Below are 22,159 nucleotides of genomic sequence, written 5' to 3'. Positions count from 1 at the left end.
GTCTGTATCCCTTCTGGTGGTGGATCCCGGCGGTGCTCGAGATGGTCAGTGCGCCAGGGCCGTCGGTGGCCGCACGACACCGCGGCTCATGACGAGCGGCAGGTCGAGGGTGGTCCGCAGACCGGGCTCGGCGTCGACGACGGCGGGGATCGCGTTCACGATCCGTCCGGCCGCGGCGACGATCGCGGCGTGGTTGTGGTCGCCGTGGGCGCTGGTGGGGCAGATGTCGACGACGTACGAGGGTTCGCCGGTGATCTCGACCCGGTAGGACCCACCGGGCTGCGCGGACTGCGCCCAGTCGGGACGCAGATCCGGTCGCAGTCGGGTGACGTGCTCGACCACGATCACCGGCTCGCCGGCCACCATCCCGCGGATCTCGAACCGGATCGCCGCGGTGGTGCCGGCGCGGATGGTGCCCGCGGCGATCGCGAAGTCCTCGGGTGCGGGCTCTCGTTCGTTGTGGTCGACGATCTCGTCGACGGTGACACCGAGCGCGTCCCCGAGCATCCGGATGGCCGAACCCCAAGCCAGCGCGAGGATCCCGGGTTGCAGGAACAGGGGTGGCTCGTCGACGGGGGTGCCGAACCCCATGACGTCGTAGATCACCTCGGCGCCGTCGTAGGTCGCGTAGTCGGCGATCTCCATGCACCGGATCGACTGGACGTCCTGGCATGTGCTCGCCAACGCGATGGGCAGCAGGTCGGTGGCGAAGCCCGGGTCGACGCCGGTGACGTAGATGCTGACGCCGTGCTCGCGACCCGCGGTGTCGATCCGGTCGATGAGCGCGTCCGGCATGATCTGCCACGGGTACTGGAACGACACCGGCGCCGATCCGACGACGTTCAGCCCGGCCTCGAGCAGCCGTTGGCAGTCCTTGGTCGCCTCGCCCATCCGGGTGTCGCCCATCGCGCAGTAGACCACCGCGTCCGGTCGGGCGGCGACGACCGCGTCGAGTCCCTCGGTGGCGACGACGCCGGTGGTGATGCCGAGGCCGGCGAGCTGACCGGCGTCGCGTCCCACCTTCTCCGCCGTCGACACACCGAGCGCGACGAGGTCGAACCTCGGATCCCCGATGAGCTGACGCAACGCCAGTCGTCCGACGTTGCCCGTGCCGACGTGTGCGACGCGCAGCGTCATCGCAGGACCTCCTCACGCGACGACCGCAGTGGTCATCCGCCTAGACACTAGTCCAGACACGTGATCGGTCAAGCCCTCGTCGTGGTCGTCCGTCGAGTCGTGAGGCCGGTCCGAGGCCGTCGCAGGTGGGGCAGCGGTGGCACCGGCGGCAGGGTCGGCAGCCCGCCCGACGGCCCCCGGGAACCGCGCCACACCCCCACCAGCGCCCAGACCAGCACTGCGGCGGTGATCGCCCGGCCGGCGGGCGTCCCCACGGCGTCGGCGACCCGCTCCACCGGTATCCAGAGCAGCCGGACCACGGAGCGGGCGATCTGCGCGGGTGTCTCGACCACCGGGACGCCCTCGTCCTGACGGTGCGAGTTGGTACGCACGCCGGCGCGCACGAGTTCGGCTGCGGTGCGGCACGTCTCGTCCCCGACGGCGCACTCCGCGTCGACCCGCCGGACGAGCTGGGCGTCGAGTGCCTCGCGCGCCCACGGACCCTGGACGGTGCCGGTGAGCGCGCTGAACCGCAGCAGGTCGTAGCCGAGGTCGTGGGTCTTGCACGGCGCGTCGAAGGCGGCGGGCAACGCGATCGGCGACGAGCAACCCCCGAACGGGTTCGCGGGCACGCCGTCGTCGACCACGGGCACGTAGCCCATCGCCTCGGCGAACCCGGCCGGGACGAGGGGGGTGGCCGAGCGGGGGTCCGGTCCGACGAGCGCGGCGATCGCCCGTCCCGTCGGGGTGCCGCGGCCGGCGTCGCGGGGGAGCGCGGGACCGCCCGAGACCGTGGCGCCGGAGGCGTCGACCACCGCGGACGAGTCCGTGGTCGGGACGGTGCTCTGCGCGGACGCGGTGGTCGCGACCGAGGCGACCACCAGGCCCGCGGCGATCATGAGCGCGACGGTGAGGGCACGCCACAGCCGCAACCGCACGCGTTGCACTCTGCCGTCTCGCACCGGTCGAGGTTACGCGTCCACTGGCATCGGAGGCCCGCGAGGCGAGCAGGGTCACGGCGCGTTACCTAGGTTTGGGTGGACCACACCGCCACCGGAAGGACGGCCACGACGTGACCAGGTTCGGCATCCTGACCTCGGGCGGGGACTGCCCCGGCCTCAACGCGGTGATCCGCGGGGCCGTGCTCAAGGGGGAGACCGTCCACGGTCAGCAGTTCTTCGGCTTCCGCGACGGGTGGCGCGGGTTGATCGAGAACGACGTCATGCCGCTGGACCGCAGTTCCGTCCGCGGTCTCTCCCACGAGGGCGGCACCATTCTCGGCACGAGTCGCGTCGGCCCGTACTCGGAGCCGAACGGCGGGATCGACGCGGTCCGGCGCACCATCGCCGATCTCTCGCTCGACGGCGTCATCGCCATCGGGGGCGAGGGCACCGCGTCGGCGTCGAAGCGACTGCACGGCGAGGGCGTGAACATCGTCGGCGTGCCGAAGACCATCGACAACGACCTCGACGCGACCGACTACACGTTCGGCTTCGACACGGCCGTCGAGATCGCCACCGAGGCCATCGACCGGTTGCGCACCACCGGCAACTCCCACAAGCGCTGCATGGTGCTCGAGGTGATGGGGCGGCACGCCGGGTGGATCGCCCTGTACTCGGGGATCGCCGGGGGCGCGCACGCGATCCTCATCCCCGAGCAGCCGGAGAGCCTCGACCAGATCTGCGCGTGGGTGAGCAGTGTGCAGAACCGCGGTCGGTCCCCGATGGTCGTCGTCGCCGAGGGATTCCGTCTGCCGGACATGGACGAGGCGCACTCGACGAAGGGACTCGACGGGTTCAACCGCCCCCGCCTCGGCGGGATCGCGGAGGTGCTGGCGCCGATGATCGAGAGCCGCACCGGGATCGAGACGCGCGCAACCGTTCTCGGTCACATCCAGCGGGGCGGGTCACCCACGGGGTTCGACCGCGTGCTCGCGACCCGGCTGGGTATGGCGGTGACCGACATGGTGGCCGACCGCGACTGGGGGAAGATGGTCGCGCTGCGCGGCACCGACATCGTCCGCGTCGCGTTCGACGAGGCGCTGGCCGCCCACAAGTCGGTCCCGATGGATCAGTACCAGGAGGTGCGGATCATCTTCGGGTGAGGAGATCCTCAGCCGCGGGGGATCACGACCCACAGCAGCAGATAGATCAGCACCTGCGGGCCGGGGAGCACGATCGACAGGACGAACAGCAGGCGCACCAGGCCGCTGCTGAGCCCGAATCGTTGCGCGAGTCCGCCGCACACGCCGCCGAACCACTTGTCGGTGGACGACCTGCGCAGTCGGCGCTGGGGGACCTGTGAGCCGTACGCGGGCTGGTTCATGACGCTCCTGAGGGGACGGTGGCCGCTTCTCGGCCGCGTCCCGCCGACGGTAGACACGCCCGCCGGCGGCGGCATCAGGGTTCACCCGGGGATCGGCCCGGAGCCGTCAGCGCACCTTCGGTGACTTCGAGTCGGGGGTGAACGGCAGCGGGGTCACGGTCCCGAGGGCCGACAGGAACGTCGGGTCGCGTGGGGTCCCGACGCCGGTCGCGGTGTCGTACCCGCGCACCGACCGCAGGCTCTGGTTCGCCGTCTCCAGGGTGCGAACGCTGTAGGTCCGGCCACCCGCCGCGGACACACCGTCGGTGAAGTTCACGCGGAACACCGCCGGGGTGCTGCCGAACTCGGCCGAGCTCGACAGGTCGGCCGCGTCGACGTCGTACAGCGTGCCCGCCGCCTGGCGGTACACGGCGTAGATCCGCGGGTTGAGGAACCCGAGATCGCGTCCCGCCCGCTGGTTCGCCACCGCCGCCATCCCCGCGATGAGCGGCGCGGCCAACGACGTGCCACCGATGCGGTACTCGTCGTAGTAGGTGCCGTCGGGGAAGCGCTGGGTCTGTCCGACGAGGAAGCCGGTGTTCGGGTCGGCGAGGGCGGAGATGTCGGGAACCGCGCGGCCGGTCGTGCCCGCGGCCCCCGACGAGCCGTCGCGGGCGGAGTCGGTGATGCCCTGCTGGTAGCTCGGCTGGGGGAAGACCGCGCTGACGCCGCCACCACCGCCACCGCCGAAGGCGGGCGCGCCGGGGTCGAGGGTCCCGGCGAAGGTGTACCGCGTCGCGGTGGGCGGAGCCGTCCCGGTGGGCGCGGGACTCAGCGTCCCCGTCGCGGCGGTGACGCCGGTCTGCCAGCCCACCTCGAACGCCCGCGTCCAACCGGGCTTGTTCACAGCGTTGTTCGGATCGTCGATGCCGTAGATCCCGCCACCGGACACCGACGACTGCGCGGGGACCGCGGCCGGCGCGCCGCCCGGGGTGAACACCGAACCGCCCGATCCGCGGACGATCGCGGCCGACGTGCCGCCGACGGCGGTGACGTTCGGGGTGTTGGCGTAGAAGTCGACGGCCGTCTTCCCCAGCGTGCTCGCGTTGTCGCCGTCGTCGCCGCTGGACACGAAGACGCCGACGCCGGTCGCCACGGCCTGCGCGAAGATCGCGTTCAGGCTGTTCACGAACCCCTGCGGGACGGTCTCGCCGGAGAACCCGTACGAGATCGACAGGATCGGGGCGAGGTGCCTGTCGACGACGAATTTCACGCTGCGGTCGAAGTCCTGACCCGCGTTGGACGACGCGACGTAGAGCAGCTTCGCGCCCGGCGCCGTCGTGTGGATCGCCTCGGCGTCGAGCGTCTGCTCCCCGAAGAAGGAGCCGGGGTCGTTCTTCGGCGTCGTCGGTCGCTGGTAGATGCCCGGCGGCACCATCTGGCTGATCTGCGGATCGGGCAGGTTGTGCAGCCGGGAGTACTGGGTGACGTCGGCGACGATCGTGGGGGACGCGTTGGCGCCGACGAAGGCGACGGTCTGTCCGGCACCGGTGTCGCCGCTGCCCAGTCCGTAGAGCCCCCGCACCTGGGCGGGTGTGTACCCGCACGGCGCGAGCGGCTTCTCGGTGCTGCCCGCGATCGGCTGCGGCAGGGTGACGGTCTTCTCGCCCCAGGAGGTGGAACACGGTGTGCCCTGCCGGAACCCGACGCCGGGGTCGGCGACCTTCGCCGGCGTGACACCCGACGGGGTCTCGTTCGGAGGCGAGGCGAGGGGCCGGGCCTGCGTGCCGTCGTCGAGGCCGACGATCGCGCTGACCACGTGGGCGAGTGACGCCGGCACCGACGGTGCGGTCTCGGGCGCGCGCAGCGTGGTGCCGAAGGCGTGGTAGCGGCCGAGCGTGGTCGAGAAGGTCCGCTGCGCCTGTGCCACCGTGCCCTCGACGGCGACGTACTGGCCGTCGTCGGAGGTCTCGACGACGCGGAGGCCACCGCGCCGCACCCAGTCCCGGACCCGCGCCACGTCGGACGGGCTCGGCGCGAACCGCTCGCGGAACTGTGCCGGGGTGAGGAACCGTCCGTACCCGACGCTGCCCGGTGTGCTCACCGCCCGGGTGAGCGCGGCGAGCCCGGCGGGGTCACGCCAGGGCAGGTAGACCCGGGCGTGCACGGTCTCGTCGACCGGGGCCGAGCCCACGAGCGCGGCGGGGTGGGCCCATCCGGGGACGCTCGTGGGCAGCGTCGTCCGGGTGTGGTCGTGTGTCGCGGCGGTGGTCACGCCGGTGGCGAGGATCGCCGCCCCGACGACCGCTGCGACGGTCCTCCCGCTCGTCATCCGCATGACGGCTGCCCGCATCGCGTCCCCCGTTCGACTCGGCCAACCCCCGCGGCCGGCGTTCGGAGAAGTCCATCACGCACGAGGTCATTTCTCTGGGTAAAGACCGGAAGGTCCGAATCGGCGCGGTGGGCGGCGGCACCTAAACTGGCGGGATGACCGCGCCCACCGCCGACCTGATGGACTACGACGACGTCGTGGCCGGGTTCGACCCCGTGATGGGCCTCGAGGTCCACGTCGAACTCGGCACGCGCACCAAGATGTTCTGCGGGTGCCCCACCGCGTTCGGGGCCGAGCCCAACACCCAGGTGTGCCCGGTCTGCATCGGCCTGCCGGGATCGCTGCCGGTCGCGAACGCCGCGGCCATCGAGTCGGCCATCCGGATCGGCCTGGCCCTGAACTGCTCCATCCGGCCGTCGAGCCAGTTCGCCCGCAAGAACTACTTCTATCCCGACCAGCCGAAGAACTACCAGATCTCGCAGTACGACGAGCCGATCGCGTACGACGGGCATCTCGACGTGGTGCTGGGCGACGGGACCACCTGGCGCGTCGAGATCGAGCGCGCGCACATGGAGGAGGACACCGGCAAGTCGCTGCACATCGGCGGCAGCGGCCGGATCCACGGCGCGAGTCACTCCCTGCTCGACTACAACCGCGCCGGTGTGCCCCTGGTCGAGATCGTCACGCGGCCCATCGAGGGCGCTGGTGAGCGTGCACCGGAGGTCGCCCGCGCGTACGTGACCGCGTTGCGGGATCTGTTGCGCGCCACCGGCGTCTCCGACGTCCGGATGGACCAGGGCTCACTGCGGTGCGACGCGAACGTGTCGCTGATGCGCAAGGACGCGACCGAGTTCGGGACCCGGACCGAGACCAAGAACGTCAACTCGCTGAAGAGCGTCGAGGTCGCCGTCCGGTACGAGATGCGGCGACAGGCGGCGATCCTGGCCGCCGGCGGCGAGATCGTCCAGGAGACGCGGCACTTCCACGAGTCCGACGGCACCACCTCGGCCGGTCGACGCAAGGAGACCGCCGAGGACTACCGCTACTTCCCCGAACCCGACCTGGCCCCCGTCCGCCCCGACGCCGACTGGATCGAGAGCCTGCGCGGGACCCTGCCGGAGCTGCCGTGGGTGCGTCGCGCGCGCATCCAGTCCGAGTGGGGCGTCTCCGACGAGGTCATGCGTGACCTCGTGAACGTCGGTGCCGTGGACCTCGTGATCGCGACCGTCGACGCCGGTGCGAGTCCCGAGGCCGCACGCGGGTGGTGGGTGAGTTTCCTCGCGCAGCAGGCCAACACGCGTGGCGTCGAACTCGACGGACTCGCCATCACACCCGGGCAGGTCGCCGAGATCGTCGCGCTCGTCGACGAGGGGAAGCTGACGACGAAGCTCGCCCAGCAGGTCGCCGTGGCAGTCCTCGACGGCGAGGGCGAGCCCGCGCAGATCGTCGCCGACCGGGGGCTGGAGGTCGTCCGCGACGACTCCGCGCTGCAGAAGGCGGTCGACGAGGCGCTCGCAGCGAACCCCGACATCGCCGAGAAGATCCGTGGCGGCAAGGTCGCCGCGGCGGGCAAGATCGTCGGTGATGTCATGAAAGCCACACGCGGACAAGCAGATCCGGCGCGAGTGAAAGAACTCGTCATCGCTGCCTGCAGCTGATCGACGGCTACCGTCCGGTAGGGCACGGCCCGAACACGAAATGTCGCATTCGTCCCCTTCGTGACCGTCGTTGCCGCTAGCGTCCGATCCGACCCACACGGTCGAATCGGAGGAGAACGATGTCCAGCGAGACGCAGTCCGCGCGCCCGACCGGCGAGCCGGACCCGCACGTCCCCCATGTCCCCACGCCCGAGGAGTTCGTCGCCGTCCAGGCGAGCCCGGAGTTCGCCGAGCTCAAGCACCGACTGCGCAGGTTCGTCTTCCCGATGGCGGTGGCCTTCCTGACCTGGTACCTCGCCTATGTGCTGCTCGGCGCCTACGCGCACGACTTCATGGCGACGCAGGTCGCCGGCACCGTCAACATCGGGCTGCTGCTGGGGCTCGCGCAGTTCGTCACGACCTTCCTCATCACGGGTCTGTACGTCCGCTACGCCAACCGGGAGATCGATCCGCGCGCGACGGCGATCCGCGAGCAGATGGAGGGCACCCGATGAGCGACACCCTGATCACCGCGGCCGGCGAGACCGTCGGCAACCCCGCGGCCAACATCGCCATCTTCGGACTGTTCGTCGTCGTCACCCTCGTGGTGGTCGTGCGCGCGAGCCGCAACAACGCCACCGCGGCGGACTTCTTCACCGGCGGTCGTGCGTTCTCCGGTCCGCAGAACGGCGTCGCGATCGCCGGCGACTACCTGTCGGCGGCCAGCTTCCTCGGCATCGCCGGGGCCATCGCGGTCTACGGCTACGACGGGTTCCTGTACTCGATCGGATTCCTCGTCGCCTGGCTGGTCGCACTGCTGCTCGTGGCCGAGATGCTCCGCAACACAGGCAAGTTCACGATGGCCGACGTGCTCAGCTTCCGACTGCGCGAGCGGCCCGTCCGCACGGCGGCGGCGGTCACGACGCTGGCGGTGTCGTTGTTCTACCTGCTCGCGCAGATGGCCGGTGCGGGCGGTCTCGTCGCGCTGCTGCTCGACATCTCCGACCGCGCCGGGCAGTCGGTCGTCATCGCCGTCGTCGGGGTGTTGATGATCGTCTACGTCCTCGTCGGCGGCATGAAGGGCACCACCTGGGTGCAGATCATCAAGGCGGCCCTGCTGATCGCGGGCGCTGCACTGATGACGGTCATGGTGCTGGTGAAGTTCGGCTTCGACTTCTCCGGGATGCTCGCCGACGCGCAGTCGATGGTCGCGGGGTCGTCGTCGGAGAAGGTCGCCGCCCGTGACGTTCTCGCGCCGGGTGCCCAGTACGGCGGGTCGTGGCAGAGTCAGCTGAACTTCGTGTCGCTGGGTCTCGCCCTGGTGCTCGGCACCGCGGGCCTGCCGCATGTGCTGATGCGGTTCTACACGGTGCCGACCGCCCGCGACGCGCGGCGCAGCGTGGTGTGGGCGATCGCGCTCATCGGCGCGTTCTACCTCTTCACGCTGGTGCTCGGGTACGGCGCCGCGGCGATCGTCGGGCCCGACCGCATCCTGGCCGCGGCCGGCGGGCAGAACGCGGCCGCGCCGCTGCTGGCGTTCGAGCTCGGCGGGGTGATCCTGCTCGGCATCATCTCGGCGGTGGCGTTCGCGACGATCCTGGCCGTGGTCGCAGGGCTGACCATCACGGCGTCCGCGTCGTTCGCCCACGACATCTACGCGTCGGTCATCAAGAAGGGGGACGTCGACGAGAAGGAACAGGTCCGGGTCTCCCGCGTCGCCGCGGTGGTGATCGGGCTGGTCGCGATCGGCCTCGGCATCCTCGCCAACGGACAGAACATCGCGTTCCTCGTCGCGCTGGCGTTCGCCGTCGCCGCGGCGGCGAACCTCCCGACGATCCTGTACTCGCTGTTCTGGCGGCGGTTCACCACCCGCGGTGCGCTGTGGAGCATGTACGGCGGTCTGATCTCGACGGTCGTGCTCATCGTGTTCTCGCCGGCCGTCACGGGGTCGTCGACGGCGATGATCACCAGCATCGACATCGCCTGGTTCCCGCTGTCCAACCCCGGCATCGTGTCCATCCCGCTCGCGTTCCTGGCCGGGGCGATCGGTACCTGGACGTCGTCGGACACCGAGGACCGTGCCCGGCAGGCCGAGATGGAGGTGCGCTCCCTCACCGGTGTCGGCGCCGAGAAGGCCATCACCCACTGACGCGACGGTCCCTCGCCGACCGTGCCGGAACACCGCGCCGACCGTGCCGAAACGCCGCGTCGACCGTGCCAAAGCACCTCGCCGACCGTGCCGATGATGGCCGCCCAGCGTGCCGAAACGCCTCGCCGACCGTGCACCAGATCCCTTCGACAAGCCGACAACTGCACGCTCGGCGAGATCGAGTGCACGCTCGACGACATCGACTGCCCGCTCGGCGGTGGGTGTGGGCAGGCTCGGCTAGGGGAGTCGCCGCTCAGACCCGGCTCTGTGAACCGTTCGGCGGGAGGAAGCGGACGACGCGGTCGTCGGTGGCGACGGGCCGTCCCGACTGCTTGTTCAGCGTCCCCACCTGGAACAGCCCCGACGGCGTCGCGTCCATCCGTCCGAGCACCCCGTAGCGGCGCTCGAGCACCGTCACCGGGGGAGTGACCGTCGGGTTCTGCCGCGTCGGCTCCCCGAGCAACTCCACCCGCTGCCGTCCGGCCTCGGACACCAGGACACTCCCGCCGGCGGCCGCGCACCCCGACACCCCCGGGCGGTCGGGCCAGGTCCACAGCGGACGCAGCCCGCCCGACGGGTCGATGATCTGGAGCCGGTCGGCGGTGGGTGCGCGGTCGGTCAGGTACAGCCGACCGCTCGACACGTTCGCGCAGATGGTGGCGTTCGTCCCCAGCCCCGACGCCAGGATGCGGGGGCGTGCCGTCGACCCGGAGTCCAGGTCCGTCACCGACAGCAACTTCCCGGCCAGCGAGCTCGGGTCGGCGGCAGCGGCCGGGTCCCCGGTACTGCCCGTCGCCACCAACAGCTCGCCCGGCGAACGGAAGCGGATCGACCCGACGTTGCCCGTCGCGGCGCGCGGGATCCCGGTGAGGATCGGCTTGGCGACGTCTCCGGGGGCGATGCGCACGACGCGGTTGTCGCCGGCCGTGGACACGAGGGCGTAGACGAGCCGGTCCTGGTCGTAGGTGGGTGACATCGCGAAGTCGAGCAGTCCGCCGTCCCCCGAGGCGTCGACGTCGAACTGCGCCACGACCTTCTTCGGGGCGTTGCGCGCGGTCAGGATGATCTTTCCGGTGGTGCGCTCGGCCACGATCGTCGACTCGCCCTGGTCGTCGCCGACCATGACCGAGCTGGTGGCGTCGAGACAGGTGGCGATGACCGCGGGGTCGGGGTCGACGCAGGGTCCGCTCGGCGGCGGGCCGTCACTCGTCGGCGGCTGCGACGGTTCGGTCGGCGACGGTGCGGCGGGGGTGAGCGTCTCGGAGCTGAACGGCCCGGCGGCTCGTTCGCGGTCTTGGGCGCCGAAGTCGGCGCAGCCCGCGGTCAGCATCAGCACCACGGCACCCACCGCGGCGAGTGTGACGCGTGCGCGTCCGGGACGGACCGGCATGCGCCCCAGGGTAGGTGATCGACGGACACTCCCTCGGCGTCCGCGTCCGGGGCCCATCCGGCGCCTAGGGTGAGCTCCGTGAGCGAACGAGAACGGGATCCCCGCGCCCAGGGCGCCAGCCCGTACGACGAGCCGACCGAGACCTTCCGTGTGCCGCGCGATCTCGCCGACCGCGACCGCTCGAGCCGCGACGAGCCGGCCTCCGGTGACGGCACCGCCGACGAGTCCGGTGTCGTCGGGTATCAGCCGTACCGTCGCCCGGGGTCCGATGCCGACTCGGACGCGGATGCCACCCCGACCGTCGCCACCCCGGCCGCCGACCGTTCCGCGTCGAGTGCCGACAGCACGGCCGCGGAGTCGGCACCCCCGACCACCGCGATCGACCGCGACGCGTTCCACCGCGAACACAACCGCCGCGCCGCGTTCGACGACGACAGCCGCACCATGGCCTACTCCGAGCGCGATCTCGGGGCCGACGACGACCTGCCCGAGCTCGCCGACGACGACCTCGCCGACCGTGACGACGATCGGTGGGCCGACGATCGGACCGAGAAGTTCGACGAGACGCCGGCGACGAGGCGGGGACTGCGCCGGGGGCGGGACCGGGATCGTGACCGTGACCGCGTCGCCCGCGTCGACGAGGACGAGTTGGCCGCGGCGCAGGCTGCCGCCCGACGCGGCACCACAGACCTCGGACTGCTCGCCCTGCGTGTCGCGGTGGGTCTCATCGCGATGGCCCACGGCGCGCAGAAGCTGTTCGGGTGGTGGAACGGTCCGCGCCTGAGCGGCTTCGAGGCGTTCCTCGCCAACAACCCCAACCCCGACATCGGGTTCCGCGGCGACGCGACGAAGCCGTTGGCCATCGTCGGTGCGCTGTCGGAGTCGCTCGGCGGACTGATGCTGGTGCTCGGGCTGCTCACCCCGATCGCCGGTGCCGCGGTGCTCGGCGTGATGATCATCGCCGCCACGTACAAGGCGACCCTCGCCGGCGGGGTGTGGTTCTTCGCGTCGGGGCAGGCCGGTCCGGGCATCGAGTACGAGGTCTTCCTCGGCATCGCGGCGGCCGTGATCATCCTCACCGGCCCCGGGCGGATCTCGCTCGACTTCGGACGGGGATGGGCGACACGACCGTTCGTCGGGTCGGTCGCGTGGTTGGTGATCGGGATCGCCGCGCCGGTGGCCATCTGGATCCTGCTCAACGGCACCAACCCGTTCCACTCGCCGGGCAACCCCACGTCTGGCTAGCCTGGCGGGGGTGAACAGCAGGCCGGGCCGATGAACGACGTCCTCCACGTCCTCGGCAACTACTGGTGGCTGGTGTTCCCGTTCAGCGGCACGATCTTCGGCGGGTTCCGTGCGATCGGTGCGGCCAACGAGCGCCGGGCGCAGCGGCGCCAGGAGCGCTACCGCCTCAAGCAGCAGGCGAAGATCGCGGCGGCGGAGGCGGCGGGCAAGACCCGGGTGGACGCGGAGGCGCAGACGCGCGCCATCACCCGGCTGATGACCGAACACGACACCGTCGACGGCCGGTGGTTCGCCTACGAGACCGACGTCGTGTCCCTGCTCGAGTTCCCGATGATGACGAACATGCGTGAGCCGCTGACCGTGGCGTTCCACCGTGCGCGTCGGGAGGCGGACTCACTGCGACCGTCGGCGGCGGCCGACATCGTCGGGGACACCGACGCGCAGACGGCCTACCGGACCGCGGTGCACGACTACGCGGTGGCGTTCGACGCGGCCGAGTCGGAGGCGAAGCGGCGTCGTCGGGGCGATTTCAGCGCCGAGGAGCAGTCGCGTCTGACCCGCGCGCAGAGCCTGCTGCGCCTGGCGATGGACACCGGCGCGACGCCGCAGGAGCGGCAGTCGGCCTACAAGCGGGCTCTCGATGAGCTCGAGGGTCTGGTCACCCTCCCCGCGGTGGTCTACGCCCAGCTCGAACGACGGGTCGCGGGCGAACTCGAACGCTGAGCGCTCATCCGTCGCGGGCGCTGAGCGCTCATTCGCCCTTGTAGACCGGCGGACGCTTCTCGAAGACGGCGGTGATGCCCTCGGTGAGATCGTGCGAGGGCAGGAACGCGGAGTTCCACGCGGCGACATAGCGCAGGCCGTCGGCGACGGGGCCGCGGCGCGGGTGGTCGAGGACGTTCTTCACGCCCTCCACCACGCGCGGCGGGTTCGCGGCGATCTCGGCAGCGGTGGCGCGCGCGGCGGCCAGCGCGGCCTCGGCGTCGTCGAGGACGTCGTTCACCAGCCCGATCCGCAGGGCTCGCTGCGCGTCGATGTCCTTGCCGGTGTAGGCCAGTTCCCGCAGGTTGCCCTCGCCGATGATGGCGGGCAGACGCTGCAGCGACCCGATGTCGGCGACGATGCCGACCTTTGCCTCGCGGACGCTGAACTGCGCGTCGGCGCTGGCGTACCGGATGTCGGCGGCGGCGATGAGGTCGACGCCGCCACCGATGCACCAGCCCTGGATCGCGGCGACGACGGGCACGCGGCTCTCGGCGACGGCGGTCACCGAGGCCTGCATCGACTCGATGAGGGTGTGGAACCGGCTGCGCGGCCCGGCGAGCGCGCGGTCGGCGAGCAGCGGCGCGAACTCGCTGCCCATCTCGGCGAGGTCGAGACCGAAGGAGAAGTGCTTGCCCGACCCGGCCAGGACCACCGCCCGCACGGAGTCGTCCGCGTTCAGCCCGGCGAAGACCTCCGGCAGCTCGCGCCAGAAGTCGCGGCCCATGGCGTTGCCCTTGGCCGGGCCGAGCAGCGTCACCTCGGCGACGTGATCGGAGATGTCGACGGAGAAGGCGCGCCAGTCGGTCATGTCGGCAGCCTAGGGCATCGACGACGAGACGCTGGGCCTCGGCTCAGCCGCCCGCGGCGATGATCGCGGCCATGTTCCGTTCGGCCAGCGCGGTGATGGTCAGCGACGGGTTCGAGGCCCCCGACGATCCCGGCAGCAGCGCACCGTCGGCGACGTAGAGGTTCCGGTAGCCCTTCACCCGACCGTGCGTGTCGGTGCCCGCGCCGAGCGAGGCGCCACCGCACATGTGCGCCCAGAAGAGGTCCGGTTCGTAGAGGACACCGTTCACGGGCAGGCCCGACCGCTCGGCGAGTCGGTGGCCGATCCGCAGCGAGTTCGCCTCGACCGCCCCGTTGCCTCCCGCCGGCCAGTGCAGCACCACGTTCTTCGAGGCGCGGTCGTAGCGGAACGCGCCGCGGGTCTCGTCGACGGAGGTGATGCCGGTCTTGAACGCCGAGACGCCGGCCGCGGCGGCCACCTGATCGAGAGGACCCAGGCTGTAGGTGTTGTTGACGACGACGCGCGCGAACGGGCCGTCGGTGTCGTAGAAGCAGGACGCGCCGACGGCCGACTGTGGGCCCTTGCGGGCGTTGCCGACGGCGACGTCGATGTTGGCGTTGCCGTTGTTGCCCCATCCCGTGCCGATGGCCTCGTTCAGGTCGGGCAGCGTGCCGGTCTCGCGCGCGGTGACCAGCAGTCGGTTGGTGCCCAGCGAGCCCGCGGCGAGGACCAGGCGGTCGGTGGTGAGCACCCGGCGTGCGAGGACGTCCCCGTACGGGCTGAGGTACTCGACCTCGACGACGTAGCGTCCCGACTTCTCGACGTGGATGCCGGTCACCTGGTGCCGTGGATGGATGGTGGCCTTGCCGGTCGCCTCCGCGCGGGGGAGGTAGGAGAACTGCAGCGAGTGCAACGAGCCGTTGGAGTTCGTCGCCGACGAGACGATGGACTCCGCCCGGGCGCGCCCGGCGATCTCGTCGCGCACGATGTCCCAGTTCCAGTTGCCCGGCACCAGATGTGGGGCGTAGCCGGCCGCGCGTGCCACGCGCTCGAAGTCGCGGACGTTGTCGAAGTGTCTGTCGGCCAACACGTCCGGCGGGATGATCGTCGCGCCCAGTCCCGCGAGGGCCTTCGGGTACCACTGCCGGTGCATCTCGTCGTAGTCGACGACGCCGCGGAACACCTCGTCGAAAGGGGTGCGTTCGGGTTCGACGGTGATCCCGATGTACACCGTCGAGCCGCCACCGACCGCCGCGGCACACATGAGCGCGGCGTTGCGGTGCCAGCTGACCTCGAACAGGCCGCCGAAGTCGTCGATACCGGCCATCGCGGCCGCGGCGAATCCGTATGCGGGGAGTGCGAGTGACGACGCCAGGGAGTGCTCGGCGATCGACCGCTGTGCGTGCCAGTACTGGCGGCCGTCGGAGCCGAACACCTCGCGCCGCGGATCGTGCGGCCAGCGCGACCCGCGCTCGAGGACCGTGGTCTGGATGCCCGCCTCGGCGAGGCGGAGTGCGCTGACCGCGCCGCCGAACCCGGAACCGACGACGATGGCCTCGGAGTGCTGCGGTGGTGCGGGCACCGGCCGGAAGATCTCCGGGACCAGCTGTTCGTACCGGCCGCGGGCAGCCGGCGCCGCGGCGGACTGACCTGCGGCTGCCGTGGCGAGCGCCGGCGGGATCGCGAGACCCGCCACGCCGACAGCGGACAACTTCATGAACGTGCGGCGATCCATGCCGTGATTTCCCCCCGAGCTGACGTGCCGGTCCCGTGGGACCCACACCGATCGCCTCCCCAGGCCGACCGATGTGCCGCACTCCCCTCCCTGGTGCGGCGCGGAGAAGTGTACGACACCCCGGGGTCGTTGGGATTGTCGTGAGCGCAAGCCTGGGTGCGCGTCCGATCCGTCCGTAGAACTGCCCGCATGCCTCGCCAACTCCACCTCGGTGGCTTCCAGATCGCCTCCCACGTCACGCATTCGCACGCCGCCTGGCGTCATCCCGGCACCGACCCGGGCTTCCTCACGCCGGAGTACTACCACCGCATCGGCCGCACCCTGGAGCGCGGCACCTTCGACTTCGTGTTCTTCGCCGACCTGCTCGCGTCGCCGACGCGTTTCGGGTCGGGGCTCGACGTGTCGATCAGTCGGGGGACACAGGCGACCGCCACGCTCGACCCCACGGTCGTCGCCGCGTCGATCTCCGCCGTCACCCGCAACCTCGGCATCGCGATCACCAAGTCCACCACCTATTTCCACCCCTACGAGGTGGCGCGGACGTTCGCGAGCCTCGACCACATCTCCCGTGGCCGCGTCGCGTGGAACATCGTCACGTCGTTGTCGCAGGCCGAGGCGGTCAACTTCGGCTTCGCCGAACACCTCCCGCACGACCAGCGGTACGTCCGCGCGACCGAGTTCGTCGAGACCGCGCTGGAGCTGTGGTCGAGCTGGGAGCGCGACGCGCTCGTCCAGGACCGGGCGTCGGGGCTGTTCGCCAATCCCGAGAAGGTCCGCCCGATCGACCACGACGGCGAGTTCTTCAGCGTCCGTGGACCGTTGAACGTCCCGCGCTCACCGCAGGGGCGTCCTGTCCTCATCCAGGCCGGGGCGTCGGACAAGGGCAAGGACTTCGCCGCGCGGTGGGCGGAGGCCATCTTCGAGATCGACCCGACGGCCGAGGGCCGGCGGGCCTACTACGACGACGTGAAGTCGCGCGCGGTGAACCTCGGGCGGCGTCCCGAGGACGTGAAGATCCTGCCGTCGTTCGTCCCGTTCGTCGGGGAGACCGAGTCGATCGCCCGCGAGAAGCAGGCCTTCCACAACGAGCTGGCCGACCCGATCTCGGGTCTGATCACGCTGTCGGTGCACACCGATCACGACTTCTCGCAGCACGACCTGGACGCCCCCGTCGAGCAGGTCGAGGTGCAGGGCACCCAGGGCCTGTTCGACGTCGCCCGCCGACTGTCCCAGCGGGACAACCTGACCCTGCGGGACATCGGGAAGCTCTACGCCCAGGGCGTGCTCCTGCCGCAGTTTGTCGGGACCGCCTCCGACATCGCCGACCAGATCGAGGCCGGCTTCACCGGGGGTGAGGCCGACGGCTACATCCTGTCCGCGGCCCAGTCACCGGGCACCTTCGACGACTTCGTCGACTACGTGGTCCCCGAGCTGCGTCGCCGCGGGCTCTTCCGCACCGAGTACACCGCGGACACGCTGCGGGGCCACCTCGACCTCGACCCCGTCGCCGACGACGAACGCGCCCGGGGACTGGTGTCCGCGGGGTGATCTCGTGCGGTCAGTCGACCCGACGGACGGCCCCGCGGTCGGCCGAGGTGGCGAGCTTCGCGTAGGCACGCAGCGCCGTGGTGACCTTCCGCTCACGGTGCTCTCGCGGCTGCCAGGGCCGTTCGGACGCCTCCATCTTCGCGCGACGCTCGGCGAGGACCTCGTCGTCGACGAGGATCTCGAGGCGACGGGTCCTCACGTCGACGAGGATCGGGTCACCGTCCTCGACGAGCGCGATGTCGCCGCCGGCCGCGGCCTCGGGTGACACGTGTCCGATGGACAGTCCCGACGACCCGCCCGAGAAGCGCCCGTCGGTGACGAGGGCACACTTCTTGCCCATGCCGGTGCCCTTCATGAAGGCGGTCGGGTGCAGCATCTCCTGCATCCCGGGGCCGCCGGCGGGTCCCTCGTAGCGCACGACGAGCACCTCGCCGGCCTGGATCGTCTTCGACAGGATGACCTGGACGGCCTCCTCCTGACTCTCGACGACGCGCGCCGGGCCCTCGAAGTGCCAGAGGTCCTCGTCGATCCCGGCGGTCTTGAGCACGGCGCCGTCGACGGCGAGATTGCCTGTCAGGACACAGAGTCCGCCCTCCGCGGTGTAGGCGTGCTCGAGGTCGCGGATGCATCCGTTGGCGGCGTCGGTGTCGAGTGAGCTCCACCGGTTCGCCGTCGAGAACGGGGTCGTCGTCCGCACCCCTCCCGGGGCCGCGTGGAACAACTCGACGGCGGCGTCGGTCGCCCTGCCCCCGCGGATGTCCCAGTCGTCGAGAAAGGCACCGAGGGTGGGGGAGTGGACGGTGGTCGCGGTGTCGTCGAGAAGGCCCGCGCGGCGCAGCTCACCCAGGATCGCCGGGATGCCGCCCGCCCGGTGCACGTCCTCCATGTGGTAGTCGGAGTTCGGGGAGACCTTCGCCAGACACGGCACCCGACGGCTGATCTCGTCGATCACCGACAGGTCGAAGTCGGCGACCTCGCCCTCCTGCGCCGCGGCGATGATGTGCAGGACGGTGTTCGTCGAGCCGCCCATGGCGACGTCGAGGGCCATCGCGTTGCGGAACGCGGTGGCGGTGGCGATGTTCCGCGGCAGCACGCTCGCGTCGTCGTCGCGATACCACTTCGTCGCCGCCTCGACGACGACGGTTCCCGCACGGGAGAACAACGCCCGGCGTGCCTCGTGGGTGGCGAGCGTGGACCCGTTGCCGGGCAACGCGAGTCCCAGGGCCTCGGTGAGGCAGTTCATCGAGTTGGCGGTGAACATGCCCGAGCACGACCCGCACGTCGGGCAGGCCGACCGCTCGACCTCGGTGAGCGCCTCGTCGTCCACGGCGTCGTTCGCCGACGCCGAGATGGTCGTGATGAGGTCCGACGACGGGTGGACCACGCCGCCGACGGCGACGGACTTGCCCGCCTCCATGGGGCCGCCGGAGACGAAGACGGTCGGGATGTTCAGCCGCATCGCGGCGTTGAGCATCCCGGGCGTGATCTTGTCGCAGTTCGAAATGCACACGAGCGCATCTGCGGTGTGCGCGTTGACCATGTATTCGACGCTGTCGCTGATGATCTCGCGACTCGGGAGCGAGTACAGCATGCCGTCGTGGCCCATCGCGATGCCGTCGTCGACGGCGATGGTGTGGAACTCCCGCGGGACGCCACACGCCGCGCGGACCGCGTCGGCGACGATCTCGCCGACGTCCTTGAGGTGCACGTGCCCGGGGACGAACTGCGTGTAGGAGTTGGCGATCGCCACGATGGGCTTGCCGAAGTCGTCGTCGGTCATCCCCGTGGCGCGCCACAGGGAGCGGGCGCCGGAGGCGTTGCGTCCGTGAGTGGTGGTGCGTGATCTCAACGGCGGCATGGTCACCCTCGATCGGTGGTCGGTGTGCGGACCGACCCGCGTCGCGCGCCGACGGCCCGAAATGGCCCGGCCAGACTACGCCCGTCGACGATGCGTCTTCCCGGGCCCGTCGGCGGTGGACTCAGTCGTCGCGGTCGGCCGGCTCGTCGTCGGAGGCGGCGGGTGCGTCGGGCTTTGCAGCATAGGGGTCGGGGATGCGACCCGCGCTGGTCCTCGACAGGCGCGGGAGGTCGCGGAACGACACCGCGGGCAGTCGGACCCGGGACCCGTCGGCGAGTTCGGCACGCACCGACCCCCAGCGGGGGAAGGACAGTCCGGTCAGCTCGGTCCACGCGAACGCCCGCGTGCGGAACGTCCCGACCGCCCGTACGCCGTCGGCGTCGGCGACGGTGCGGATCCGGTACATCCAGAACGCGACGACGAACGGCACCAGGAGCGTCCAGCCCAGGTAGGCCAGCGACGTCCCGGCGAGGACCAGTGCGGTCACCAGCATCATGATCGGTCCGAAGTAGGCGAGCCCGCCGATGCGGAACACCTCGGGCTGGTCGGTGACCTGCGACGGAGCCGTCGCGGCGGCGTCGGGCGCGGTCTCGTGATCGGGTGCGGACACGCACCGATTGTGGCATCCGGCCACCCGCTTCCCACGATGTGGGACGCGCTGACCAGCAAGTTGACTCGCACACGTGCGCAGACCTACCTTTGCCCACGTGATCCTTCGTGACATTCTCGTACTCGGCCGGCGCGTCATCGCCTGACCGGGTTTCGACGAGACCTCACGAAGCAGACGCGCCACCCTCGCACAGCCACCGGCTGTCGGGGGTTTTTTGTTGCCCGACATCTCCCTGACCAGCAGAGGAAAGTGCAGTGAGCGCACCAGCAACTCGCCCTGCGGACTCCGACCGGCCCGCGGCGCGGCCCGCCCCGTCGGCTCGTCCCCGCACCGTCGGCGCCGCGACCGTGGCGCCCGAGCGTGTCAGCGGCGCACAGGCCGTCGTGCGCAGCCTCGAGGAGCTCGGCGTCGACGTGGTCTTCGGCCTCCCGGGTGGTGCTGTCCTCCCCGTCTACGACCCACTGCTCGACTCGCAGAAGGTCCGCCACGTCCTGGTCCGGCACGAGCAGGGCGCAGGCCACGCCGCGACCGGATACGCGCAGATCACCGGCCGTGCCGGCGTCTGCATGGCAACCTCCGGCCCGGGTGCGACGAACCTCATCACGCCGCTCGCGGACGCGCAGATGGACTCCGTCCCGGTCGTCGCCATCACCGGTCAGGTCGGTCGCGGTCTGATCGGGACCGACGCCTTCCAGGAGGCCGACATCACCGGCATCACCATGCCGATCACCAAGCACAACTTCCTGGTGACCTCGGGTGCCGAGATCGCGCAGGTCATGGCCGAGGCGTTCTACATCGCCGAGAGCGGCCGCCCGGGCGTCGTCCTGGTCGACATCCCGAAGGACATCCTGCAGGCGCAGACCACCTTCTCGTGGCCGCCGCAGATCGACCTGCCCGGCTACCGCCCGGTGACCAAGCCGCACGGCAAGCAGGTCCGCGAGGCGGCCCGCATGATCGCCGCGGCGAAGCAGCCGGTGCTCTACGTCGGCGGTGGCGTCATCAAGGCCGACGCGTCGGACGAACTGCTGGAGCTCGCCGAGCTCACCGGCATCCCCGTCGTCACCACGCTGATGGCGCGCGGTGCGTTCCCCGACAGCCACGCCCAGCACCTGGGCATGCCGGGCATGCACGGGACGGTCGCGGCCGTCGCCGGCCTGCAGCGCAGCGACCTGCTGATCACCCTGGGCGCGCGCTTCGACGACCGCGTGACCGGTCAGCTGTCGTCGTTCGCACCGGACGCCAAGGTCATCCACGCCGACATCGACCCCGCGGAGATCGGCAAGAACCGTCCCGCGGACGTGCCGATCGTGGGCGACTGCCGCGCGGTCATCGTCGAGCTGATCGAGGCGATCCGCGACGAGCGGGCCACCAGCAACCGCACCGCGGACCTCACCGAGTGGTGGAGCTACCTCGACGGCATCCGTCGGACCTACCCGCTCAGCTACGACCGTCCCTCCGACGGGTCGATGTCGCCGGAGTTCGTCATCTCCTCGGTCGGCAAGGCCGCAGGACCGGATGCGGTCTACTGCGCCGGCGTCGGCCAGCACCAGATGTGGGCCGCACAGTTCATCTCCTACGAGAAGCCGCGCACCTGGCTCAACTCCGGTGGCCTCGGGACCATGGGCTACGCCGTCCCGGCGGCCATGGGCGCCAAGATGGCCGCGCCGGAGAAGGAGGTGTGGGCCATCGACGGCGACGGCTGCTTTCAGATGACCAACCAGGAGTTGGCGACCTGCGCCATCGAGGGCATCCCGATCAAGGTGGCGCTGATCAACAACGGCAACCTGGGCATGGTCCGTCAGTGGCAGACGCTCTTCTACGACGAGCGCTACTCGAGCACCGACCTCGCGACCCACTCGCGGCGGATCCCGGACTTCGTGAAGCTGGCGGAGGCGTTGGGCTGTGCGGCGTTCCGCTGCGAGAACGAGGCCGACGTCGACGAGGTCATCGCCAAGGCCCGCGAGATCACCGACCGTCCCGTCGTCATCGACTTTATCGTCGGTGCCGACGCCCAGGTGTGGCCGATGGTCGCCGCGGGCACCGGCAACGACGAGATCATGGCGGCCAAGGGGATCCGTCCGCTGTTCGACGACGACGAGGCCGCCTCGGACCCCGTCGACATCCACGCGGCGATGACCCCGGGCGCCGACGGCAAGACCGAACCGGAGGGCGACCGATGACCACCCACACCCTGAGCGTCCTCGTCGAGGACCGCCCCGGCGTCCTCGCCCGTGTGTCGTCGCTGTTCTCCCGGCGCGGGTTCAACATCGAGTCGCTCGCCGTCGGACCCACCGAGCTCAAGGGCGTCTCGCGCATGACCATCCTGGTCTCGGTGCAGGACTTCCCGCTGGAGCAGGTGACCAAGCAGCTGAACAAGCTCATCAACGTCATCAAGATCGTCGAACAGGACCCGGAGACCTCGGTCTCGCGGGAGCTGATGATGATCAAGGTGCGCGCCGACGCGTCGACGCGCACCGAGGTGACCGGGATCGTGGACCTGTTCCGCGCGAAGGTCATCGACGTGTCCACCGAGTCGGTCACCATCGAGGCGACCGGGACGACGGACAAGCTCGAGGCGCTTCTGCGGATGCTCGATCCGTACGGCATCCGCGAGATCGCACAGTCCGGCGCGGTCGCGCTCGGGCGTGGACCCAAGAGCATCTCGGCCACCCGCTGAGACGCA

General features: G+C 70.8%; 18 protein-coding genes. 9 read left to right on the top strand and 9 right to left on the bottom strand.

Annotated features, from left to right (window positions below; genetic code table 11):
- Positions 1-45 precede the first annotated feature (45 nt).
- Positions 46-1,137 carry an NAD(P)H-dependent amine dehydrogenase family protein gene (locus LX12_RS11285; RefSeq protein WP_253654662.1) on the bottom strand — a complete coding sequence of 364 codons (1,092 nt, stop codon included), beginning with the start codon at positions 1,135-1,137 and terminating at the stop codon, positions 46-48.
- Positions 1,138-1,205: 68 nt separating this feature from the next.
- Positions 1,206-2,078, bottom strand: coding sequence for a hypothetical protein (locus tag LX12_RS11280; RefSeq protein WP_253654661.1), 873 nt, complete (start codon positions 2,076-2,078; stop codon positions 1,206-1,208).
- Between the two features lie 110 nt (positions 2,079-2,188).
- On the opposite strand from LX12_RS11280, the gene LX12_RS11275 reads away from it, so the two are divergent.
- Entirely contained in the window at positions 2,189-3,220 is a 1,032-nt protein-coding gene (locus LX12_RS11275; RefSeq protein ID WP_253654660.1) for a 6-phosphofructokinase, read from the top strand.
- An 8-nt stretch (positions 3,221-3,228) separates the two neighbouring features.
- Here the strand turns inward: LX12_RS11275 and LX12_RS11270 are convergent, their stop codons facing one another.
- Entirely contained in the window at positions 3,229-3,441 is a 213-nt protein-coding gene (locus tag LX12_RS11270; protein WP_253654659.1) for a PspC domain-containing protein, read from the bottom strand.
- Positions 3,442-3,547: 106 nt separating this feature from the next.
- Positions 3,548-5,752 (bottom strand): S53 family peptidase, encoded by a 2,205-nt coding sequence (locus LX12_RS11265; protein WP_253654658.1) that lies wholly within the window; start codon positions 5,750-5,752, stop codon positions 3,548-3,550.
- 155 nt (positions 5,753-5,907) lie between these two features.
- Here LX12_RS11265 and gatB point away from each other — a divergent pair, with 155 nt between their 5' ends.
- The 3 genes from gatB to LX12_RS11250 all read left to right on the top strand — a co-directional run bounded on the left by gatB (position 5,908) and on the right by LX12_RS11250 (position 9,538).
- Positions 5,908-7,410, top strand: a complete 1,503-nt coding sequence (gene gatB, locus LX12_RS11260; protein WP_253654657.1) for an Asp-tRNA(Asn)/Glu-tRNA(Gln) amidotransferase subunit GatB — start codon at positions 5,908-5,910, stop codon at positions 7,408-7,410.
- A gap of 119 nt (positions 7,411-7,529) precedes the next feature.
- Positions 7,530-7,904, top strand: coding sequence for a DUF485 domain-containing protein (locus LX12_RS11255; protein ID WP_253654656.1), 375 nt, complete (start codon positions 7,530-7,532; stop codon positions 7,902-7,904).
- A complete protein-coding gene (locus LX12_RS11250) occupies positions 7,901-9,538 on the top strand; it encodes a monocarboxylic acid transporter (RefSeq protein WP_253654655.1) in 1,638 nt (545 codons plus the stop codon). The genes LX12_RS11255 and LX12_RS11250 overlap by 4 nt, the downstream gene beginning before the upstream one ends.
- A 253-nt stretch (positions 9,539-9,791) precedes the next feature.
- Here the strand turns inward: LX12_RS11250 and LX12_RS11245 are convergent, their stop codons facing one another.
- The gene (locus LX12_RS11245) at positions 9,792-10,928 is read right to left on the bottom strand and encodes a PQQ-dependent sugar dehydrogenase (RefSeq protein WP_253654654.1); all 1,137 of its coding nucleotides are present in this window, start codon (positions 10,926-10,928) and stop codon (positions 9,792-9,794) included.
- A 78-nt stretch (positions 10,929-11,006) separates the two neighbouring features.
- On the opposite strand from LX12_RS11245, the gene LX12_RS22245 reads away from it, so the two are divergent.
- Together LX12_RS22245 and LX12_RS11235 are read left to right on the top strand one after the other, a co-directional pair.
- Positions 11,007-12,173 (top strand): DoxX family protein, encoded by a 1,167-nt coding sequence (locus LX12_RS22245; protein ID WP_253654653.1) that lies wholly within the window; start codon positions 11,007-11,009, stop codon positions 12,171-12,173.
- A 30-nt stretch (positions 12,174-12,203) separates the two neighbouring features.
- On the top strand, positions 12,204-12,896 hold the full coding sequence (locus tag LX12_RS11235) for a hypothetical protein (RefSeq protein ID WP_253654652.1): 693 nt from the start codon (positions 12,204-12,206) through the stop codon (positions 12,894-12,896).
- Positions 12,897-12,924: 28 nt separating this feature from the next.
- On the opposite strand, the gene LX12_RS11230 is transcribed toward LX12_RS11235, so the two are convergent.
- Positions 12,925-13,746, bottom strand: coding sequence for a crotonase/enoyl-CoA hydratase family protein (locus tag LX12_RS11230; protein ID WP_253654651.1), 822 nt, complete (start codon positions 13,744-13,746; stop codon positions 12,925-12,927).
- Positions 13,747-13,789: 43 nt separating this feature from the next.
- The gene (locus LX12_RS11225; RefSeq protein WP_253654650.1) at positions 13,790-15,460 is read right to left on the bottom strand and encodes a GMC oxidoreductase; all 1,671 of its coding nucleotides are present in this window, start codon (positions 15,458-15,460) and stop codon (positions 13,790-13,792) included.
- A 189-nt stretch (positions 15,461-15,649) separates the two neighbouring features.
- Here LX12_RS11225 and LX12_RS11220 point away from each other — a divergent pair, with 189 nt between their 5' ends.
- On the top strand, positions 15,650-17,008 hold the full coding sequence (locus LX12_RS11220) for an LLM class flavin-dependent oxidoreductase (RefSeq protein WP_253654649.1): 1,359 nt from the start codon (positions 15,650-15,652) through the stop codon (positions 17,006-17,008).
- 10 nt (positions 17,009-17,018) lie between these two features.
- Here LX12_RS11220 and ilvD read toward each other — a convergent pair whose 3' ends face one another.
- Together ilvD and LX12_RS11210 are read right to left on the bottom strand one after the other, a co-directional pair.
- Complete coding sequence (gene ilvD, locus LX12_RS11215; protein ID WP_253654648.1) at positions 17,019-18,866, bottom strand: dihydroxy-acid dehydratase; 1,848 nt, start codon at positions 18,864-18,866, stop codon at positions 17,019-17,021.
- Positions 18,867-18,987: 121 nt separating this feature from the next.
- The gene (locus LX12_RS11210) at positions 18,988-19,476 is read right to left on the bottom strand and encodes a PH domain-containing protein (RefSeq protein WP_253654647.1); all 489 of its coding nucleotides are present in this window, start codon (positions 19,474-19,476) and stop codon (positions 18,988-18,990) included.
- Positions 19,477-19,730: 254 nt separating this feature from the next.
- On the opposite strand from LX12_RS11210, the gene LX12_RS11205 reads away from it, so the two are divergent.
- Together LX12_RS11205 and ilvN are read left to right on the top strand one after the other, a co-directional pair.
- Positions 19,731-21,656, top strand: a complete 1,926-nt coding sequence (locus LX12_RS11205; protein WP_253654646.1) for an acetolactate synthase large subunit — start codon at positions 19,731-19,733, stop codon at positions 21,654-21,656.
- Complete coding sequence (gene ilvN / locus LX12_RS11200; RefSeq protein ID WP_253654645.1) at positions 21,653-22,153, top strand: acetolactate synthase small subunit; 501 nt, start codon at positions 21,653-21,655, stop codon at positions 22,151-22,153. Before LX12_RS11205 ends, ilvN begins: the two co-directional genes overlap by 4 nt.
- Positions 22,154-22,159: the final 6 nt, after the last annotated feature.

The organism is Williamsia serinedens (genome assembly GCF_024171725.1).
Classification (GTDB): domain Bacteria; phylum Actinomycetota; class Actinomycetes; order Mycobacteriales; family Mycobacteriaceae; genus Williamsia_A; species Williamsia_A serinedens.
This window is presented reverse-complemented; position numbering and strand designations above follow the sequence as displayed.